We start from the raw sequence: 17050 nt of genomic DNA, 5'->3' as shown, positions 1-17050 counted from the left end.
TCCCGCTCCGTTCCCTCCGTCGATCATGAAGTTACTGCCGCCGCACGCCGACCTGAGTGGTAACTACTTCATGATCGCGGTCTGCCGTGGGCAGATTGGTTGGTTCGTTCGGCGGTCGGGGGCGCAGGATCGCCGGATGCGGATTCTGATTCTTGGTGGCACCCGGTTCCTCGGCCGGGCGCTGGCCCAGCTCGCTGTCGAGCAGGGTCACGACGTGACCTGTGCCGCCCGGGGTGTGTCCGGCGTCGTTCCGGCCGGTGCCACGTTCGTGCCTGTCGACCGGGATGATCCGGACGCGCTCGCTCCGCTCGCCGGCGCGGGCTTCGACGCCGTGGTCGACGTGACCCGCCAGGTCAGCCACGCCCGGCACGCGCTCGCCGCACTCGCCGACCACGTCGGCCACTGGTCGTTCGTGTCGACGATCTCGGTGTACGCCGACAACACCACCCCGGGGCAGACCGCAGTCGACGCGCCGGTGCTGGCAGCGGCCCCGCCGGACGTGGACGGACCGCTCGGCCCGGACCACCGCTGGTACGGCGAGTGCAAGGTGAGCATCGAGCAGGCGGTTCGGGAGCGGGTGGGCGTGGACCGGTCGTTCATCTGCCGGGCGGGGCTGATCGTCGGTGTCGAGGACCCGAGCGACCGCTTCCCGTACTGGGTGCGGCGGCTGGCGGCCGGTGGCGAGGTCCTCGCGCCCGGACGTCCGACCGACCGGGTGCAGTTCGTGGACGTCGCCGACCTGGCGGGCTGGCTGCTGCACGCTGCCGGCACCCGCCTCGGCGGCACGTACGACGGCATCGGGCCGGCGATGACCCGGGCCGATCTCCTGGCCGGCGTGGCCGCCGGGCTGAACGTGCCCGACCCCGTCCTGAGCTGGGTCGATCAGGATTTCCTGGTCGCCCACGACGTGCGCGAGTGGTCGGGGGAGCGGGCTCTGCCGCTCTGGGTGCGACTGCCGGAGTCCGGCGGTCTGATGGACCGCGACGCTCGACCGGCTCTGGAGGCAGGGTTGGAGGTCCGGCCGTTGTCCGACACCGTTCGGGCGACCGCGTCCTGGATGGCAGCACAGCCGGCCGCCGTACGGCAGGGTGGTCTCGACCCGGCGGATGAGGCGGCGGTCCTTCGGGAGTGGCAGGCTGTGCGGGACCGGTGATCCCGGCTGTCGACACTTTCCCCCACCCGGACAGTCATAGTTGACGCTCACGCCTGGTGAAAGTAAGTTTCATCCGTGGCGAAGAGTCCGAAGATTTCTGCGAGTCAGGAGCCCGGTGGGCTGATCGTCCACATCAGCGGGCTGTTGCCGTCGCTGTCGCCCGCCGAGCAGCGGGTTGCCCGACTGGTCGTGTCCGACCCGGCCGCCGCCGCTCGGCGGACCATCACCGACCTCGCCACCGCAGCGGAGACATCCGAGGCGACCGTCATCCGATTCTGCCGCTCGGTGGGCATGGACGGTTACCCCCAACTGCGCATCCGCCTCGCTGCCGAGGCCGCCCGCCGGATCGAGCCGCCGGACGCCCGGGTGGTCGGCGGTGACATCCCGCCCGGTGCCGACCTCGCCCAGATCATCGCCACCATCGCGTTCAACGACGCCCGAGCGGTCGAGGAGACCGCCGAGCAACTCGACCCCGCCGTGTGCGAGCAGGTGGTCGAGGCGATCAGTGGCGCCGGTCGGATCGACATCTACGGCGCCGGCGCCAGTGGGTTCGTCGCCTCGGACTTCCAGCAGAAACTGCACCGCATCGGCCGGATCGCCTTCTACTTCCCGGACGTGCACACCGCACTGACCTCGGCGGCCCTCCTCGGCCGGGGCGACGTCGCGATCGGCATCTCGCACACCGGCACCACCTCGGACGTGATCGAGGTGTTGGAGCAGGCCCGTACGCGGGGCGCCGTCACCGTGGCGCTGACCAACTTCCCCCGTTCACCGATCACCGAGGTGGCGGACTTCGTGTTGACCACGGCGGCCCGGGAGACCACCTACCGCTCCGGCGCTACAGCCAGCCGGCTGGCCCAGCTCACCGTGGTCGACTGCCTCTTCGTCGGGGTGGCCGCCCGCAACCGGGCCCGGGCCCGTAAGGCGCTCGAGGCGACCGCCGAGGCGGTCCAGTCGCACCGGGTGGGTGCCAACCGGAGGCGGGCATGACGGCCGGCGCGGTGGAGCCGGACGAGGACATGCCAGCACCGCCCGCCCGCCCCACGGTCCGGGTGGGTGCGCCCACCGAGCGGCGCAACCCGCTCAGCGTCGACCTCGACCTGATGTCGACCCGGGACGTCCTCACCGTGATCAACGAAGCGGACCGGCGGGTGCCGGCGGCGGTCGCCGCGGTGCTCGACGAGATCGCCACCACCGTCGACCTGGCGGTCGCGGCACTGCGCGGCGGTCACCGGGTGCACTACTTCGGCGCCGGCACCTCCGGCCGCCTCGGTGTGCTCGACGCGGCCGAACTCGCCCCCACCTTCAACTCACCCCGGCACTGGTTCTGCGCCCACCTCGCTGGTGGCCCGGACGCCATGTGGCGGGCCGTGGAGGACGCCGAGGACGACGACCGGGGCGGCGCGGTCGAGGCGGCCAGTTGCGTGCGCGCCGGTGACCTGGTGGTCGGTCTGGCGGCCAGCGGACGCACCCCGTACGTCCTCGGGGCGCTCGCCGCGGCACGCGCCAAGGGTGCTTCGACGGTGCTGCTCTGCGCCAATCCGGAAGCGGAGGCCGCCCGGTCGGTCGACGTGTTCATCGGGGTGGACACCGGACCCGAGGTGGTCACCGGGTCGACCCGGATGAAGGCGGGCACGGCGCAGAAGTTGGTGCTCAACACGTTCTCGACAGCCGTCATGGTGCGCCTGGGGCGGGTCTACTCGAACCTCATGATCGATATGGTCGCCACCAACGCGAAGCTCCGAGGACGAATGATCTCGATTCTGGTCGAGGCCACCGGCTGCTCCGAGCAGGTCTCCCAGCAAGCCCTCGCCGAGGCCGACGGCGACCTGAAGACGGCGCTCGTCTCCCTGGTCTCCGGGGCCGAGGTCGACGCCGCCCGGGCCGCGCTGGCCCGCTCCGCCGACCAGGTACGCGGCGCCCTCGCCCTGCTCGCCCGCTGACGCCGCCCGCCACCGGGAAGCGAAACGGCCCTCGGATTGTTCATCTGGCCCGGGGGTAATAACACTCCCGATGGATGAACCGACCGGTCCGCCGCTGCGTATCTGCCAGTGACCAGGATCGCAGCGTGGTGGTGACCCGGGTCGCTGTGCCCTCGGGGCCAATGGTGTTGCCATGGTGCGGTGACCCGTGCGTGGTGCCCACCGGAGAGCCGCCCGACGGGGTGCTGACAGCAAACATGGACCGTGCTCTCAGCTACTACTCAGGCATTCGTGACACTTTCGACTCACGAGACGGAATCCCCGACACGTCTCATCTGTTGTGTAGGTGTCAGCACCGATGGGCACAGCAGAAGTTACCAGGGGTTGACGGACGTGGGGAATGGCAAGGAACCGGGCAACCGGCGCGAGCGAGGGGACCGTGGGCAACGTGGACAAGAACATCGGCATGCGAACCGACGAGGTTGCCGAGGAGCGCGACCTGGTCGGCGTCTACCTGCACGAGATCTCCCGGACGCCACTGCTGGACGCCGCCAAGGAGGTTGATCTCTCCAAGGCGATCGAGGCCGGCCTCTACGCCGAGCACCTGCTCGGTGAGGATGCCGTCCCCGCCGGTGTCGACCGGGCCGACCTGGAGTGGCTGGTCGTCGAGGGGGAGCGCGCGAAGGACCTCTTCATCCGCGCCAACCTCCGACTGGTCGTATCGATCGCCCGCCGCTACGTGCGTTCGGGCATGCCCATGCTGGACCTGATCCAGGAGGGCAACACCGGTCTCGTCCGGGCGGTCGAGAAGTTCGACTACGAGCGTGGTTACAAGTTCTCCACCTATGCGACGTGGTGGATCCGCCAGGCGATCAGCCGGGCGATCGCCCAGCAGGAACGCACCGTCCGTCTGCCGGTGCACCTGGTGGAGGACGTCAACCGGATGCGCAACGTGGCCCGGCAGCTGACCCGTGAGTTGGGCAGCGACCCGGAGCCGGAGCAGATCGCGGCGGCGCTCGGCGTCACCGTCGAGCGGGTCAACGAGTTGCGCCGCTGGTCGCAGGACACCGTCTCGCTGGACACCCCGGTGGGCGACGACGGCGACACCAACCTCGGCGACCTGGTCGCCGACAGTGACGCCCCGTCGCCGGAGGACATCGTCCTCAGCGGTCTGGAGCGGCAGCGCATCGAAGGCCTGCTCAACCACCTCGACGACCGGTCCGCCGGCATCATGCGGGCCCGCTACGGGCTGGAGGACGGCCGGGAGCACTCGCTCACCGAGGTCGCCTCCCGGTTCTCGCTGTCCCGTGAGCGGATTCGGCAGCTGGAGATCCAGGCGCTCGGCCGGCTGCGTGAGCTGGCCCGGGCGGAAGGGCTGCAGGCAGCCTGACCTGGTAGTAATTGACGGCGAACGGCCGGCGTCCGATAGGGGGACGCCGGCCGTTCGCCGTCTTCGGGGGTCTAGCGGACCCGGCCGTAGCCCTGGATGGGCATCATGTTCATGCCCCGCTTGAGCACATTGCGCCCGGCGCTCGGCGCGTCGATCACCTGGCCGTCGCCCACGTAGAGGGCGACGTGCCCCAGCCCGCTGTAGAACACCAGGTCACCTGGCCGGAGGTCGCCCCGACCGATGTGGGCGACCGCGCTCCACTGCATCCGCGTGTTGTGCGGCAGCGACCTTCCGGCAGCCCGCCAGGCCGCCGAGGTGAGCCCGGAGCAGTCGTAGCCGTTCGGCCCGTCGCCGGCCCAGACGTACGGCTTGCCCAGCGCGCCGAACGCGTAGCGCACCGCTGCGCCGGCGTCACCGGCCACCGCGGGCACGTTCTTGGCCTCGGCCACCGCGGCCTTGGGCTCGGGTCGTTCGGTCGCCGCCCCGTACGCCTGCCGGCGCAGCTCGTACAGTCTGGCCAGGTCCTGCTCGATCTGCTTCTTGCCCGCAGCGAGCTGACGGGCCTGTGCGGCCTGCCGGGCCAGTGTGGCGTCCAGCCGGGACTTCTCGTCGAGTAGCCGCCGCTGGTCGGCGGTGAAGCCGGAGATGCTCTCCTGCCGCTGGCGGGTCAGTTGGTCGAGCGTGCCGAGGCGGTCCAGCAGCGCCGTGGCACCGTCGGAACCCAGCAGGGCGTCGGCGGTTCGCAGGCCGCCGCTCTTGTACGCGGTGGTGGCCAGTGCGGCCACGTCGGCCTGGCTCTGCTTGGCCTGCTGTTCGAGCGGGCCGATACGGGCCTGTAATCGGGCCACCGCGGTCTCGTTGGTCTTGATCTCCTCACGCAGTTTGTTGTACGACTCGACGACCCGCTCCAGCTCGGTCGAGGACGTCTCGATCCGGCGGGTCAGGTCGGCGGGGGACGGCTCGGCGCGGGCCACCGCCGTCGGGGCGATCAGCGCGGCCGACATGCCGGCCAGCGCCATGGTGCGCAGCAGGTTTCTCAGGGATGACAAGAGCGGAAGGCCCCTCTCCCACGGCCGCCGGGGCTGCTGACGCCCTCGGCGACACCGGCCGGGGCCACCCGGGCGGACGGCACTGGGCCGGACCGGCTCGCCCAACCTAACCCGGGACGGCTGTCGCTCGCAGTTGAAGTAGGGGCGAATGTTGGCGAAGTGGCGGGTCGTACCTCTGCGCTGGGTGGCGTCATCGTGACTGATGACGCGGGGCAGGAAGGGCGAACCGTCCTTTCAGTGAGGTATTGACGGATACACGACTTTCGTCGTTCCGGGCGTATGCCGCCGGATATCTGCTCGCCATAACCGATAAAACCTGAAATGGATGCTGTTTCTCGGCGATGTCACCGGTTGGGGGTGCGGTCGAGAGTCGACAAATACACAGGTCAGCTGGCGTCGCCGCAACACAATGAACGGAGCCGGGAATCCCGTCGACAGGTAGCGATACCTCCCCGGGTCACCTCGGCCAACCGTCCCCCGCGGGAGGAACCGTGGAACGTGAAGGCGCAGGAACGCGGCCGCCGCGCACGGCGCCGGGCACCCAGTCGACCCTGTTGTACGCGCGGCCCGGCATCATCGTGACCGTCGACCGGTTCACCGCCGGTCGAACCAGTTACCAGGTGGCCGACCTGACCCACCTGCGTACCACCCGAGGTCCGCACGACCGGATCGCCGTCCGGGCCGTCGTCGTCACCGCCAGCATGCTCGGCGGTGTCGGGCTGCTGCTCGGCTTCACCGGTGGTCTGCACCGCCTGACCGCGGGGGCGTACTTCATTCTCGGCGCGGTGTTCCTGGTTCCGGCCGCGCTGGCGATGATCGGAGATCGCTGGCGCCCACCGCCCTACGAACTCTGGGGGTGGTACCGGGGAGCCGAGGTGCTGCTGTTCAGCGCCGACGACGAGCGGCAGTTCGGCCAGGTCACGCGGGCGCTGCTGCGAGCGCGGGAGGTCAACCGGTACGGCGGCTGGGTCGACCCGCTCGCCTCGGCCGAACCGTGGCGGCCGAGCCGTTGACCCCACGGCGGTGGGCCGATGCCGCGGTGGCGTCGGCCCATCGACCGCTCAGCGGGCGACCGGCTCCGGCGACCGCTGCTCCTGCGGCGCGGCCACCCAGGCGCTGACCCGGCGCTCGGCGTAGAACGAGACGAACGGCACGGTGCCCGCCAACATCACCAGCAGCATCCGCTTCAGTGGCCAGTCGGCCCGACGACTCAGGTCGAACGCGGCGACCAGGTAGATCATGTAGAGGAAGCCGTGCGCCGGCCCCACCGTCTCCACCACGACCGGGTTGTCGAACACGTACTTCAGGGGCATGCCGATCACGACCAGCAGGATCAGCACCACGCCCACGATCCAGGCGATCACGCGGTACCGGGTAAGGGCAGCGCCCACCTTCGTCCGTCCTTCCGAGCCCGGCTCAGCCGGGATAGTCACCGGGCTTGGCGCCCGGATTGGCGTTCAACCATGACAGGTAGTGGTTGTAGGCGGCCAGGTCGGTGTCCTCGACGGCGTCTCCGCCGGCTGGCACCCGGGCCACCCGCACCGGTCGGCGTATCGCCGGTCGGGAATCGGTCGCCTCCGGCGCGAGGTCGGTGTCCGCGTCCGCGTTCACCGACGGCGCGTCGGCCTCCGCCGCCCGACGGCGGGCCAGCTTCACCTCGCGCCACCAGACGTAGACCACGAAGCCGGCGAAGATCGGCCACTCGACCGCGTACCCCCAGCTCAGGCTGTTGCCGGCGGCGGCCCGGCTGACCTGCCACCAGCCCAGCCCGAGGAAGCCCACGGTCAGCACGACCATGGCCACGTGGCGCGCGATCCACGCCGGGGTCCAGAGCCGCCTCATGGCATCGAGGGTACCGGTGCCGCCCCCGGTCTCCGACACCGTGTCGTAGCTGACGCGGGTTTGGCGTTCCCGCGCCTGGGCAATCGTCTAGACGCCAGCCCAAACGAGATCAAGGGGGGCGATCATGACCGGATCGGTACGTGAGGACGGCTTCGCGTCCAGTGGCAACGCCGAGATGAGCCCGGAGCAGCGGGTGCCCGAGTGGGGCGGCGACGACCTCGCCGACCCGGCCGGCACCGCGGGCCTCGACGGCGATCTGCCCGGCATCGACCCGACGGAGTTGACCGACGAGGACCTGATCCGCGAGATGCACAGCCTGCACCGCACCCGCCTGGACACCCTGCGGCACGCGGCAGACTCGGCGCTCGCCAACCACCTGCGGCGCACGGCGGAACTCGAGACCGAATACCTGGCCCGCCACCCAGGTCGGGAAGTCGACCCCAGCCGCCTGCGGGACGCCTGATGCCGGCGCGCGCCGTGCGCGGCATGTCCGCGCCACCCGAGGTGGTCTTCAACACGGCCACAGACCCGGATCGGGCCTCGGCCTGGCTGCCGGAGCCACTGCGCGGCGACGGAAGCCCCGCCGCCGAGATCAGCGGCGAGGAACTGACGGCCCGGTGGGGCGACGGTGAGGGCGACGACTGGTCCGCCGAGATCCGGGTGGAGCCGGCCGATGCCGGCGGCGCCCGGATCCAGCTCGACCTGGCCGACGGGTCGGGTGGGCCCGGCCCGGACCAGTTGGCCGACGAGGCACTCACCAACCTGGCACGCGAGGTCGCCGACAACCTCCAGGCCGGCTGAGCGGGCCATGCGGGACGCCGGTCCCGCACCACCACGACATGGGAGGAGTACGGGTGAGCGACACTGGCCTGCGACACAAGGCGGCGCGGTTGCGGCGGGCGTACGCGCCGCACGAACACCGGCCGCTCGGCGGCTACCTGGTGGCGATGGGCGCCTACGCCGGGGTGACCGGCGCGCTCGCCGGTCTGGTCAAGGTGACCGGTCGGCCGGTGCCGGAGCGTCCCGCCCCGTCCGACGTGGTGCTGCTCTCCATCGCCACCCACAAGCTGAGCCGGCTGCTGTCCAAGGACGCGGTGACGAGTCCTCTGCGGGCGCCGTTCACCCGGTATGACCGCCCGATCGGCAGCGGCGAGGTGATGGAGCAGGTCCGCGACTCTGGCAGCCCTACCCGGCACGCCATCGGCGAGCTGCTGAGCTGCCCGTTCTGCCTGGCGGTCTGGGTGGCCACCGGGCTGACCGGCGGCCTGGTGCTCGCGCCCCGGCTGACCCGGCTGGTGGCCACCGCGCTGACCGCGGTCGCCGCGTCCGACTTCCTCCAGATGGCGTACGCGACGGCGCAGCAGGCCGCCGAGGGTGGGCACGACGACTGAAAGCCAAGCGGGGGCCGGCGCAAGCCGTCCCCCGCTTTCGTGTACGCCCTCAGCGTTGCATGCCGGACCAGCCGTGTGGCGACTCCGGCTCCCGTTCGTCCTCGTCCGCCCCGGTGATGATGTCCCGATCCACAGCGGTGCGGTCGTGTTCGTTGGCGAAGTCCGGCTCGGGCGTGGTGTCCCTGCCCTTCGGGGGTTGGCCCAGCGCCGGCACCTTCTCGTCGTGGTCCTCGTGCTGCGTCATCTCGGTGTCCCTTCTGCGGTCGCTCACCCGATGGAACCGCCCAGTAGGTCGCTGGCCTCGTCCACCGAGTACTCGCCCTCGGGAAGCGCGTCGATGCGGGCGAGCAGGTCAGGCGGAAGTTCGGCGGCCACCGCCCGGCGGTAGATCTCCGCCTGTTCGACCCGCTCCTGCGCCCGGTAGATGTCGTCGAGCAGGTCGTCGATGGCCTGGGTGTCCGGCTCGCCGGCCACGGATGCGTCCTCGGTCACCTCGATCAGCTACCCGGGCCAGAATCGGTCAAACGTCACGCCGATGTTCCACGTGCCGGCACCTCCGGACCACTCCCACACGTGCTCACCAGGGCAGTTCCCCGGCTTCGTCCTGGAAGGTCCCGGTCGGCCCGGACGGGTCCAGAGTCGCCAGGCGTACGACCTGCCGGGCGCTCTCCGCCGCCGGACGTCCGATGCCGAAGGCGGCGGTCATGTCGGTGGCGGTGGGGCCCGGTTCGAGGGCGTTGAACTTGATGCCCGGTTGGGACTTGGCGTACTGCACCGTCAGCATGGTGGCCGCGGCCTTGGACGCCGAGTACAGGGCGAGCGGCAGACCATGCTCCGGCCGCTCGGGATTGTTCACCGCCCAGAACGATCCCGCGCTGCTCGAGACGGTGACGACGTTGGGATTGGACGACCTGCGGAGCAGGGGCAGTGCCGCCTCCGTGACGCGCACGATCCCCACCGCGTTCGTGTCGAAGGATCGCAGCGCGGCGGGGCCGTCGAGCCCGGTCTCCAGAACGCCCGCGTTGTGCACCAGGACGTCGAGTCGGCCCTCGTCCGAGTCGATCGTCGCCAGTGCGCTGCGCACCGATGCGTCGTCGGTCACGTCGAGCTGGACGAACCGCGCCCCGAGCGTCGCCGCCGCCTTCTCGCCTCGCTCGACATCACGAGCGCCGAGGTAGACGACGTGCCCCAGCTCCAGAAGCTGTCGGGCGGTCTCGAAGCCGATGCCCTTGTTGGCTCCGGTGATCAGCGTGACTGTCATGTCCATTCCTTTCGAATACCTGACCCGAAAGGGCCGCTGCGAACGCTATGCGCGTTCCACCGGCGTACCTGGAGTCCTCTTCAGCCTGGGGTCTGGCAGGACCCCCTCTGCGGCCACGGGTAGGCCCGCGGAGGCCAGGAGAGCCAGCTTCTCGGCGTTGTCGGAGCCGGCGTCGGGGTGGTAGACGACGAGCATCAGGCCCTCGGTTCCGGCGATGCTCAGTCGTTCCCGGTTGAGGACGAGTTCACCGACCTGTGGGTGGTCGAGCCGAATCGGTGTCCCGCGCTGGCCGCGTACCTCATGGCGGGCCCAGAGCTGACGGAATCGGGCGCTCGCCAGGGACAGCTCTCCGGTGAGCTCGATGAAGCGGGGGTCGTCGATGTCCGTCCCCACGGCCTGTCGCAGGTTCGCGACGAAGCACTCCGTGATGTTCTCCCAATCCGGGTGCAGCGCCTGTTCGGCGGGGTTCAGGAACAGGTCCCTGAGCTGGTTGCCGCCTTCCACGAGGCCTGGAGAAAGTGCTGTGGCCAGGCGGTTCGAGGCCAGGATGTCGAAGTACCGTCCCTCGATGAACGCGGGCTGGACGAGGGAGTCCAGGAGCTTGAGCGCACCGGACGGAACGGTCTCCCGGCGCGCCCGGCGTCGGCGCTTGCGGGGAGCGCCCGCGACCAGCGTCAGCAGATGGGCCAGGTGCTCGTCGTCGAGCTGCAGTACGCGGGCGATGGATTCCAGCACCTGCACGGACGGATTTCGGTCGCGGCCCCGCTCCAGGCGCAGGTAGTAGTCCGCGCTGACACCGGCGAGCATGGCGACCTCCTCGCGCCGCAGGCCCGGCACGCGTCGCACGCCCCCGTTGGGAATGCCGGCCTGCTGCGGTGTCACCAGGGCCCTCCGAGCACTCAGGAAAGCACCAAGCTCGTTCGACATCTCGCTCACCAATCGATCGTATGGTCGGGCGCAGCGGTCAGCGTGGGGTCTGTCGCACCCATGGCTCCCCACTCGTGGCCCGCCTACAGACAGCGCCGCCCCCGGGCCTTGTGGGCCGGGGGCGGCGCTGGTGTCGGTGTGCAGGTCGCCTCTCGGCGAGTGGCACTACGCGGCTCCAGCCGGACGGTATTCCGCGAAGGCTATTTAGGTGAGGCCCGGGGACACTGGACACACCGACACCCCTGTCAACGAGCCGACCCCCGCTCGTGTTCCGCACCCTGCGGTGTCAGCCGTCACACAATCAGACCGACGTCGGCAGGGTGGCCCGGCGGGCCCGCACGGCCGAGGCCAGGTGATCGAGCACTTCGGCGGTGTCGTCCCAGCCGAGGCAGGCGTCGGTGACCGAACGGCCGTACTCCAGCTCCCGGGTCGGGTCGAGTTCCTGCCGGCCGGGGAGCAGGAACGACTCCAACATCACGCCGGTGATCCCGCGCTGCCCGGCGGCCAGTTGGGCGGCCACGTCCGCGGCGACCAGCGGCTGGTTGCGGTGGTCCTTGCCGCTGTTGGCGTGACTGGCGTCGATCACCAGCCGCTCCGGCAGCCCGGCCGCGCGGAGCAGGTCGATCGCGCCGGCGACCGACTCGGCGTCGTAGTTGGGCCGGCCGCCCCCGCCGCGCAGCACCAGGTGCCCGTCCGTGTTCCCGCGGGTGTGCATGATCGCCGGAGTGCCGGAGAAGTCGATGCCGGGGAAGACGTGCGGCACCCCGGCGGCGCGGATCGCGTCCACGGCCGTGCCGATGCTGCCGTCCGGGCGGTTCTTCATGCCGATCGGCATGGACAGGCCGGAGGCCAGCTGCCGGTGCACCTGGCTCTCCACGGTGCGGGCACCGATCGCGCCCCAGGCCACCGTGTCCGCGATGTACTGCGGTGTGATCGGGTCGAGGAACTCGCACCCCACCGGCAGGCCGAGACGCAGCACGTCGAGCAGCAGCGCCCGGGCCAGCCGCAGGCCGGTGTTCACGTCGCCGCTGCCGTCCAGGCCGGGGTCGTTGATCAGGCCCTTCCAGCCGACCGTGGAGCGTGGCTTCTCGAAGTAGACCCGCATGACGATCAGCAGGTCGTCGGCCAGCCGGTCGGCGGCCGTCCGCAGACGCTGCGCGTAGTCGAGGGCTGCGGCCGGATCGTGCACCGAGCAGGGGCCGACCACCACCAGCAGGCGGTCGTCCTCGCGGTCCAGCACCCGACCCACCGCACGGCGGCCGTCCAGCACGGCCGAGGCGAGCGGTGCGTCCAGGGGTAACTCGTGGTGCAGCAGAGCGGGCGTGGTCAGCGGCACGACGCGGTCGATCCGCTGATCGCTGACCCGATCGGTCTCCGGGGTCGTCACGGTGGGAATCCTTCCGCCGACCGCGCCCGGGGCCGGTGCCCGGGACGAGCCGGCTGCTCGTACGCAAAAGGGCAGGAACGAAAGCTCCTGCCCAGCCGGCTCGGTCCGTGGTGACGTCAGATCATGGTGAAGTCACCGGCGTGCGAGCCGGCTGCCTAAACCATCGATACGAACGCGTCACGTCGCCCAGCGTACCCGAACCGATGCGGAAGCCCGCTGCGTCGTCCCAAGATGCGGAGTGAACATCGCGTGTCACGGTCGACGGCGGGGTAACAGGGGTGCCATGACTGACGAGCAGAGCGATCAGGACCGGGTGGAGTCCCGCGCCCACCACCTCCTGCCCGAGGAGGAGGCCGTGGGCAGCGACGACGCGGAGGCGCAGGCGGAGGCCATCCTCGCCGAGTCGGACATCCGCGAGGAGGACCAGAACGCGGCACCGGACACGGTGCTGGAACGTCGTACCTCGGATCAGACGGTGGTCGCCTCCGAGCCCCCGGACTGAGCGCTCGCCCCGCGTGCCCGGCGTGACCCGCCACGGCCCCACGGCGGACGCGACCGCGAGCACCAGTCGCGGCGTGTCCGTCCGGGTCGCGGCGGCCACCGTGCTCAGGCTGCGTCCCAGGCCGACCGGGTGCGGCAACCGGCCGCGGCGCAGGCTGAGTGCGGCGCTGGCGCGTTCGACGGCGGTGGCGAGCCGGGGCCGGGGGCGGGGTGACGGTCATTGCCCCCCGATCCCCCGAGCGGCTCTTCTGATGCGGTGGGTCGGCTCGCCGACGGACCGCACGTCACCTTTCGGCCCGGGAGATCGGATAGCGTCGGGGCATGCCCGACAGCGGTTACCCCTGGCCCATCGAGACGTCCCGACTGGACAACGGCCTGCGCGTGGTGGTGAGTGAGGACCGCACCGCGCCGGCCGTGGCCGTCAACCTTTGGTACGACGTCGGCTCCCGGCACGAGCCGACCGGGCAGACCGGCTTCGCCCACCTCTTCGAGCACCTGATGTTCGAGGGCTCGGTCAACGTGGCGAAGACCGAGCACATGAAGTTGATCCAGGGCTCCGGTGGCTCGCTCAACGCCACCACCAACCCGGACCGGACCAACTACTTCGAGACGGTCCCGGCCGAGCACCTGGAGCTGGCGCTCTGGTTGGAGGCCGACCGGATGGGCGGCCTGGTCCCGGCGCTCACCCAGGAGACGCTGGACAACCAGCGCGAGGTGGTCAAGAACGAGCGCCGGCAGCGCTACGAGAACGTTCCGTACGGGGACGCCTGGCTGCGGTTGCTGCCGCTGCTCTACCCGCCGGGGCATCCGTACCATCATGCGACGATCGGCTCGATGGCCGACCTGAACGCCGCCGACCTCGCCACCTTCCAGGCCTTCCACCGGACCTACTACGCGCCCAACAACGCGGTGCTCACCGTGGTCGGCGACGCCACCGCCTCCGACGTGTTCGCGTTGGCCGACAAGTACTTCGGCGCGTTGCCCCCGCGCGACGACATCCCGCCGGCCCCGGACGGCCGCACTGTCCCGGCCACCGGGCAGACGGCCGTCGAGTCGGTGAGCGCCGACGTGCCGGCGCCCCGGGTGTACATCGCCCACCGCAGCTACCCGTTCGGCACCCCGGGCTACAACGTGATCACCGTGCTCGCCACCATCCTCGGCAGCGGTCGGGGCAGCCGGCTCTACCAGCGGCTCGCCGACGGTGAGCGGATCGCCCAGCCGGACCTCGTCGGGGCGTACGGGGTGGACCTCGCGCACGCCCCGGCGCCGTTGATCGCCACCGCCACCGCCCGCCCCGGAGTGAGCGCCGAGCGGCTGGCCGAAGGGTTGGCCGAGGTCGTCGACGAGCTGGCCACCGTGCCGGTCACCGCCGCCGAACTCGACCGGGCCAAGGCGCTGCTGAGCACCGGGTGGTGGCGTCAGCTGTCCACCGTGGACGGCCGTGCGGACCTGCTCGGCCGGTACGCCACCCAGTTCGGTGACCCGGCCCGCATCGCCGACCAGTTGCCGGGCCTGCTCGCGGTGACCGCCGAGCAGATCGCCGAGGCCGCCGCCGAGGTGCTCGCCACCGACCGGGTGACCCTGACCTACCTGCCCGAGGAGACCTCATGACGCTGATCGCCGACCGTCCCGGCCCGGGCGCCGCCCGCCCGTACCGGTTCCCGCCGGTGGTCCGCCGCGCCGTGGCCGGTGGTCAGGTCGTCGCCGCGCACCTGCCCGGGCAGAACCTCGCAGTGGCGCTGCTGCTGCTCGACGTGGGCGCCGGCCAGGAGCCGGTCGGCAAGGAGGGGCTGTCCGGCGTTCTGGCCAAGGCGTTGGAGGAGGGGACCGCGCAGCGGGACGCCGCCGCGTACGCACTCGCCGTCGAGGGGCTCGGCACCGCGTTGACGACAGGGCTGGACTGGGACTCGTTCCAGGCCAGCGTGGTGATCCCGGTGGACCGTCTGAGCGCGGCCGTGGAACTGCTCGCCGAGGCGGTCCGGACGCCCCGACTGGATCCCGCCGACGTGCGCCGGGTCCGCGACGACGAGGCGACCGCGTTGCGGATGGACTGGGCCAACCCGGGTCCGCGCGCCGACGCCGCGTTGCGCGCCGACCTGTTCGGCGCGGAGAACCGCTGGGGGCGTCCCCTGCACGGGGATCCGGAGTCGGTCGCCGGGTTGGACGTGGAGGACGTGACGGTCTTCCACTCCGAGTGGTTCCTGCGCCCCGGCACCCTGATCGTCGCCGGGGACCTGGACCGGATCGACCTGGACGCGCTGGCCGCGGCGGCGTTCGCCGGGACAGGCGGCGGCCCGGCGGAGCGGGGCGGCCCGATCGACGTGCCGCTGCACACCGGCCGGCGGATCATCCTGGTGGACCGCCCCGGTTCGGTGCAGTCCACGCTGCGGCTGGGCCACCCGTCGCCGTACCGGGCACACCCCGACCACGTGCCGATGACGCTCGCCGGCACGGTGCTCGGCGGGGCGTTCACCTCCCGACTCAACCATCTGCTCCGCGAGGTGCACGGCTACACGTACGGCATCCGGGGAGAATTCGCGTCGTCCCGGCGGTTCGGGCGGTTCGCCGTCAGCTCCGGCGTGCAGACGGCGGTCACCGCGCCGGCCCTGGTCGAGGCGGTGGGTGAGATCACCCGTACCCAGGCCACCGGCGTCACCGAGGACGAGCTGGAGGTGGCCCGGTCCTGGCGGGCCGGGCAGCTCTCGGTCGAGTTGCAGAGCCCTCGGGCGATCGCCTCCGCGTTGACCACGCTTGTGGTGCACGACCTGCCGGACGACTACCACGCCCGGCTGCGGGAGTCGCTGCTGGCGGCGGACGTGGACCAGGTCTCCGCAGCGGCGGCCACCCACCTGCACCCGGACGCGTTGACCCTGGTCATCGAAGGCGACGCCGCCGTCATCCGCGACGAGCTGACCGCAGCGAACCTGGGCAACCTGATCGACTAACCCCCGCCCTCCGGCCCCGGGGCCCCCTGCCCCACCCACCACCCGCCCTCTCACGCCGTTGATCAAGAGGTTTGCGTCAACCCAAGCGCGATTTCTGACGCAAACCTCTTGATCACCCGGGGGAGGGGGCGGGGGAGGGCAAGGGTGGGGTGGTGAGGCGGCCGGGGGGTTTGGGGTGGGGTGGGGGTGTGATGCGGGACCCGGGGGGTGGGAAAGGGCTCCCGGTTTCGGTGGTGGGCTGGGTAGCCTCCGGGCATGAGGATCGGCATTGTGGGGGCCACCGGCCAGGTCGGTGGCGTGATGCGGCAGGTGCTGGCGGAGCGGGAGTTCCCGGCGGAGCAGGTGCGGTTGTTCGCCTCGGCGCGGTCCGCCGGGCGTACGCTGCCGTGGCGCGACGGTGAGGTGACCGTGGAGGACGCCGCGACAGCGGACTACTCCGGGCTGGACATCGTGCTCTTCTCGGCCGGCAAGGGCACGGCGCGGGAGTTGGCTCCCCGGGTCGCCGAGGCCGGCGCCGTGGTGATCGACAACTCTTCGGCGTTCCGGATGGACCCGCAGGTGCCGCTCGTGGTCGCCGAGGTCAACCCGCACGCGGCCCTCGACCGCCCGAAGGGCATCATCGCCAATCCGAACTGCACCACGATGGCCGCGATGCCGGTGCTGCGCCCGCTGCACGCCGAGGCGGGGCTGGTCGGGCTGGTCGTCTCGACGTACCAGGCGGTGTCCGGTGCCGGGCTGGCCGGTGTCGCCGAGCTGGACGAGCAGGTCCGCAAGGTCGCCGAGCACGCCGCTGGGCTGGCCTTCGACGGGTCGGCCGTGGAGTTCCCCGCGCCGCGGTCGTTCGCCGAGCCGATCGCCTTCAACGTCCTCCCGCTGGCCGGTTCGATCGTCGACGACGGCTCGTTCGAGACCGACGAGGAGCAGAAGCTCCGCAACGAGAGCCGCAAGATCCTGGAAATCCCTGACCTGAAGGTGTCCGGGACCTGCGTCCGGGTGCCGGTCTTCACCGGCCACTCGCTTCAGATCAACGCCCGGTTCGCCCGGCCGCTCACCCCGCAACGCGCGCACGAGCTGCTGGCCGACGCGCCCGGCGTGGCACTGACCGACGTTCCGACGCCGCTGCAGGCCGCCGGGCAGGACCCGACCTACGTCGGACGGATCCGCGCCGACGAGACCGTGGAGTACGGGCTCGCCCTGTTCTGCTCCAACGACAACCTTCGCAAGGGCGCCGCGCTCAACGCGGTGCAGCTCGCCGAGCTGGTCGCCGCCGAACGCCGCTGAC

20 protein-coding genes are annotated in these 17050 nt (G+C 71.2%); 12 read left to right on the top strand and 8 right to left on the bottom strand.

The genetic code is table 11. From position 1 onward, the window contains the following. Nucleotides 1–136 precede the first annotated feature (136 nt). From ABGB10_RS15670 to ABGB10_RS15655, 4 genes are all read left to right on the top strand, one after another. On the top strand, nt 137–1153 hold the full coding sequence (locus ABGB10_RS15670) for an NAD-dependent epimerase/dehydratase family protein (RefSeq protein WP_347661566.1): 1017 nt from the start codon (nt 137–139) through the stop codon (nt 1151–1153). Between the two features lie 75 nt (nt 1154–1228). Beyond that, a complete protein-coding gene (locus ABGB10_RS15665) occupies nt 1229–2143 on the top strand; it encodes a MurR/RpiR family transcriptional regulator (protein ID WP_269682640.1) in 915 nt (304 codons plus the stop codon). Then, entirely contained in the window at nt 2140–3096 is a 957-nt protein-coding gene (gene murQ / locus ABGB10_RS15660; protein ID WP_347661565.1) for an N-acetylmuramic acid 6-phosphate etherase, read from the top strand. Before ABGB10_RS15665 ends, murQ begins: the two co-directional genes overlap by 4 nt. A gap of 379 nt (nt 3097–3475) precedes the next feature. After that, on the top strand, nt 3476–4465 hold the full coding sequence (locus ABGB10_RS15655; protein ID WP_088987946.1) for a sigma-70 family RNA polymerase sigma factor: 990 nt from the start codon (nt 3476–3478) through the stop codon (nt 4463–4465). 71 nt (nt 4466–4536) lie between these two features. Here the strand turns inward: ABGB10_RS15655 and ABGB10_RS15650 are convergent, their stop codons facing one another. Beyond that, the gene (locus ABGB10_RS15650; RefSeq protein ID WP_347661564.1) at nt 4537–5514 is read right to left on the bottom strand and encodes an NlpC/P60 family protein; all 978 of its coding nucleotides are present in this window, start codon (nt 5512–5514) and stop codon (nt 4537–4539) included. 491 nt (nt 5515–6005) lie between these two features. On the opposite strand from ABGB10_RS15650, the gene ABGB10_RS15645 reads away from it, so the two are divergent. Further along, complete coding sequence (locus tag ABGB10_RS15645; protein ID WP_347661563.1) at nt 6006–6527, top strand: DUF6232 family protein; 522 nt, start codon at nt 6006–6008, stop codon at nt 6525–6527. 48 nt (nt 6528–6575) lie between these two features. Here ABGB10_RS15645 and ABGB10_RS15640 read toward each other — a convergent pair whose 3' ends face one another. Next, a complete protein-coding gene (locus tag ABGB10_RS15640; RefSeq protein WP_347661562.1) occupies nt 6576–6905 on the bottom strand; it encodes a DUF3817 domain-containing protein in 330 nt (109 codons plus the stop codon). A 25-nt stretch (nt 6906–6930) separates the two neighbouring features. Continuing rightward, on the bottom strand, nt 6931–7356 hold the full coding sequence (locus ABGB10_RS15635; protein WP_347661561.1) for a hypothetical protein: 426 nt from the start codon (nt 7354–7356) through the stop codon (nt 6931–6933). Nucleotides 7357–7480: 124 nt separating this feature from the next. Here ABGB10_RS15635 and ABGB10_RS15630 point away from each other — a divergent pair, with 124 nt between their 5' ends. The 3 genes from ABGB10_RS15630 to ABGB10_RS15620 are packed head-to-tail and all read left to right on the top strand — an operon-like array spanning nt 7481 to nt 8747. After that, nucleotides 7481–7819 carry a DUF6158 family protein gene (locus tag ABGB10_RS15630; protein WP_347661560.1) on the top strand — a complete coding sequence of 113 codons (339 nt, stop codon included), beginning with the start codon at nt 7481–7483 and terminating at the stop codon, nt 7817–7819. Then, nucleotides 7819–8157, top strand: coding sequence for a hypothetical protein (locus tag ABGB10_RS15625; RefSeq protein ID WP_347661559.1), 339 nt, complete (start codon nt 7819–7821; stop codon nt 8155–8157). Before ABGB10_RS15630 ends, ABGB10_RS15625 begins: the two co-directional genes overlap by 1 nt. A 38-nt stretch (nt 8158–8195) precedes the next feature. Then, a complete protein-coding gene (locus ABGB10_RS15620; protein ID WP_347661558.1) occupies nt 8196–8747 on the top strand; it encodes a DUF1360 domain-containing protein in 552 nt (183 codons plus the stop codon). A gap of 49 nt (nt 8748–8796) precedes the next feature. Here the strand turns inward: ABGB10_RS15620 and ABGB10_RS15615 are convergent, their stop codons facing one another. The 5 genes from ABGB10_RS15615 to ABGB10_RS15595 all read right to left on the bottom strand — a co-directional run bounded on the left by ABGB10_RS15615 (nt 8797) and on the right by ABGB10_RS15595 (nt 12331). Then, on the bottom strand, nt 8797–8991 hold the full coding sequence (locus ABGB10_RS15615; protein ID WP_347661557.1) for a hypothetical protein: 195 nt from the start codon (nt 8989–8991) through the stop codon (nt 8797–8799). 23 nt (nt 8992–9014) lie between these two features. Then, nucleotides 9015–9239: a hypothetical protein gene (locus ABGB10_RS15610; RefSeq protein ID WP_347661556.1), complete on the bottom strand. Its 225-nt coding sequence runs from the start codon at nt 9237–9239 to the stop codon at nt 9015–9017. Between the two features lie 85 nt (nt 9240–9324). Further along, the gene (locus ABGB10_RS15605) at nt 9325–10008 is read right to left on the bottom strand and encodes an SDR family NAD(P)-dependent oxidoreductase (protein ID WP_347661555.1); all 684 of its coding nucleotides are present in this window, start codon (nt 10006–10008) and stop codon (nt 9325–9327) included. Between the two features lie 45 nt (nt 10009–10053). Continuing rightward, a complete protein-coding gene (locus ABGB10_RS15600; RefSeq protein WP_347661714.1) occupies nt 10054–10935 on the bottom strand; it encodes a helix-turn-helix transcriptional regulator in 882 nt (293 codons plus the stop codon). A gap of 301 nt (nt 10936–11236) precedes the next feature. Next, on the bottom strand, nt 11237–12331 hold the full coding sequence (locus tag ABGB10_RS15595; RefSeq protein ID WP_347661713.1) for a 3-deoxy-7-phosphoheptulonate synthase: 1095 nt from the start codon (nt 12329–12331) through the stop codon (nt 11237–11239). Between the two features lie 274 nt (nt 12332–12605). Between ABGB10_RS15595 and ABGB10_RS15590 the strand changes: the two genes are divergently transcribed. The 4 genes from ABGB10_RS15590 to ABGB10_RS15575 all read left to right on the top strand — a co-directional run bounded on the left by ABGB10_RS15590 (nt 12606) and on the right by ABGB10_RS15575 (nt 17049). Further along, on the top strand, nt 12606–12824 hold the full coding sequence (locus ABGB10_RS15590; protein ID WP_347661554.1) for a hypothetical protein: 219 nt from the start codon (nt 12606–12608) through the stop codon (nt 12822–12824). A 320-nt stretch (nt 12825–13144) separates the two neighbouring features. Beyond that, nucleotides 13145–14434 carry a pitrilysin family protein gene (locus tag ABGB10_RS15585; protein ID WP_347661553.1) on the top strand — a complete coding sequence of 430 codons (1290 nt, stop codon included), beginning with the start codon at nt 13145–13147 and terminating at the stop codon, nt 14432–14434. Then, nucleotides 14431–15768 carry a pitrilysin family protein gene (locus ABGB10_RS15580; RefSeq protein WP_347661552.1) on the top strand — a complete coding sequence of 446 codons (1338 nt, stop codon included), beginning with the start codon at nt 14431–14433 and terminating at the stop codon, nt 15766–15768. Before ABGB10_RS15585 ends, ABGB10_RS15580 begins: the two co-directional genes overlap by 4 nt. A 255-nt stretch (nt 15769–16023) precedes the next feature. After that, on the top strand, nt 16024–17049 hold the full coding sequence (locus tag ABGB10_RS15575; RefSeq protein WP_347661551.1) for an aspartate-semialdehyde dehydrogenase: 1026 nt from the start codon (nt 16024–16026) through the stop codon (nt 17047–17049). Nucleotide 17050: the final 1 nt, after the last annotated feature.

It is taken from the genome of Micromonospora sp. B9E7, assembly GCF_039871815.1.
Taxonomy (GTDB): domain Bacteria; phylum Actinomycetota; class Actinomycetes; order Mycobacteriales; family Micromonosporaceae; genus Micromonospora.
The sequence above is the reverse complement of the archived record's forward strand: the minus strand, read 5'-3'. Positions and strand labels throughout refer to the sequence as shown.

Bases quoted from the DNA above. Each gene is read 5' to 3' on its own strand.
- ABGB10_RS15670 (WP_347661566.1), top strand. From the start codon at position 137: ATGCGGATTCTGATTCTTGGTGGCACCCGGTTCCTCGGCCGGGCGCTG.
- murQ (WP_347661565.1), top strand. From the start codon at position 2,140: ATGACGGCCGGCGCGGTGGAGCCGGACGAGGACATGCCAGCACCGCCC.
- ABGB10_RS15655 (WP_088987946.1), top strand. From the start codon at position 3,476: ATGGCAAGGAACCGGGCAACCGGCGCGAGCGAGGGGACCGTGGGCAAC.
- ABGB10_RS15635 (WP_347661561.1), bottom strand. From the start codon at position 7,356: ATGAGGCGGCTCTGGACCCCGGCGTGGATCGCGCGCCACGTGGCCATG.
- ABGB10_RS15630 (WP_347661560.1), top strand. From the start codon at position 7,481: ATGACCGGATCGGTACGTGAGGACGGCTTCGCGTCCAGTGGCAACGCC.
- ABGB10_RS15625 (WP_347661559.1), top strand. From the start codon at position 7,819: ATGCCGGCGCGCGCCGTGCGCGGCATGTCCGCGCCACCCGAGGTGGTC.
- ABGB10_RS15620 (WP_347661558.1), top strand. From the start codon at position 8,196: ATGGGAGGAGTACGGGTGAGCGACACTGGCCTGCGACACAAGGCGGCG.
- ABGB10_RS15615 (WP_347661557.1), bottom strand. From the start codon at position 8,991: ATGACGCAGCACGAGGACCACGACGAGAAGGTGCCGGCGCTGGGCCAA.
- ABGB10_RS15605 (WP_347661555.1), bottom strand. From the start codon at position 10,008: ATGACAGTCACGCTGATCACCGGAGCCAACAAGGGCATCGGCTTCGAG.
- ABGB10_RS15600 (WP_347661714.1), bottom strand. From the start codon at position 10,935: ATGTCGAACGAGCTTGGTGCTTTCCTGAGTGCTCGGAGGGCCCTGGTG.
- ABGB10_RS15590 (WP_347661554.1), top strand. From the start codon at position 12,606: ATGACTGACGAGCAGAGCGATCAGGACCGGGTGGAGTCCCGCGCCCAC.
- ABGB10_RS15585 (WP_347661553.1), top strand. From the start codon at position 13,145: ATGCCCGACAGCGGTTACCCCTGGCCCATCGAGACGTCCCGACTGGAC.
- ABGB10_RS15580 (WP_347661552.1), top strand. From the start codon at position 14,431: ATGACGCTGATCGCCGACCGTCCCGGCCCGGGCGCCGCCCGCCCGTAC.
- ABGB10_RS15575 (WP_347661551.1), top strand. From the start codon at position 16,024: ATGAGGATCGGCATTGTGGGGGCCACCGGCCAGGTCGGTGGCGTGATG.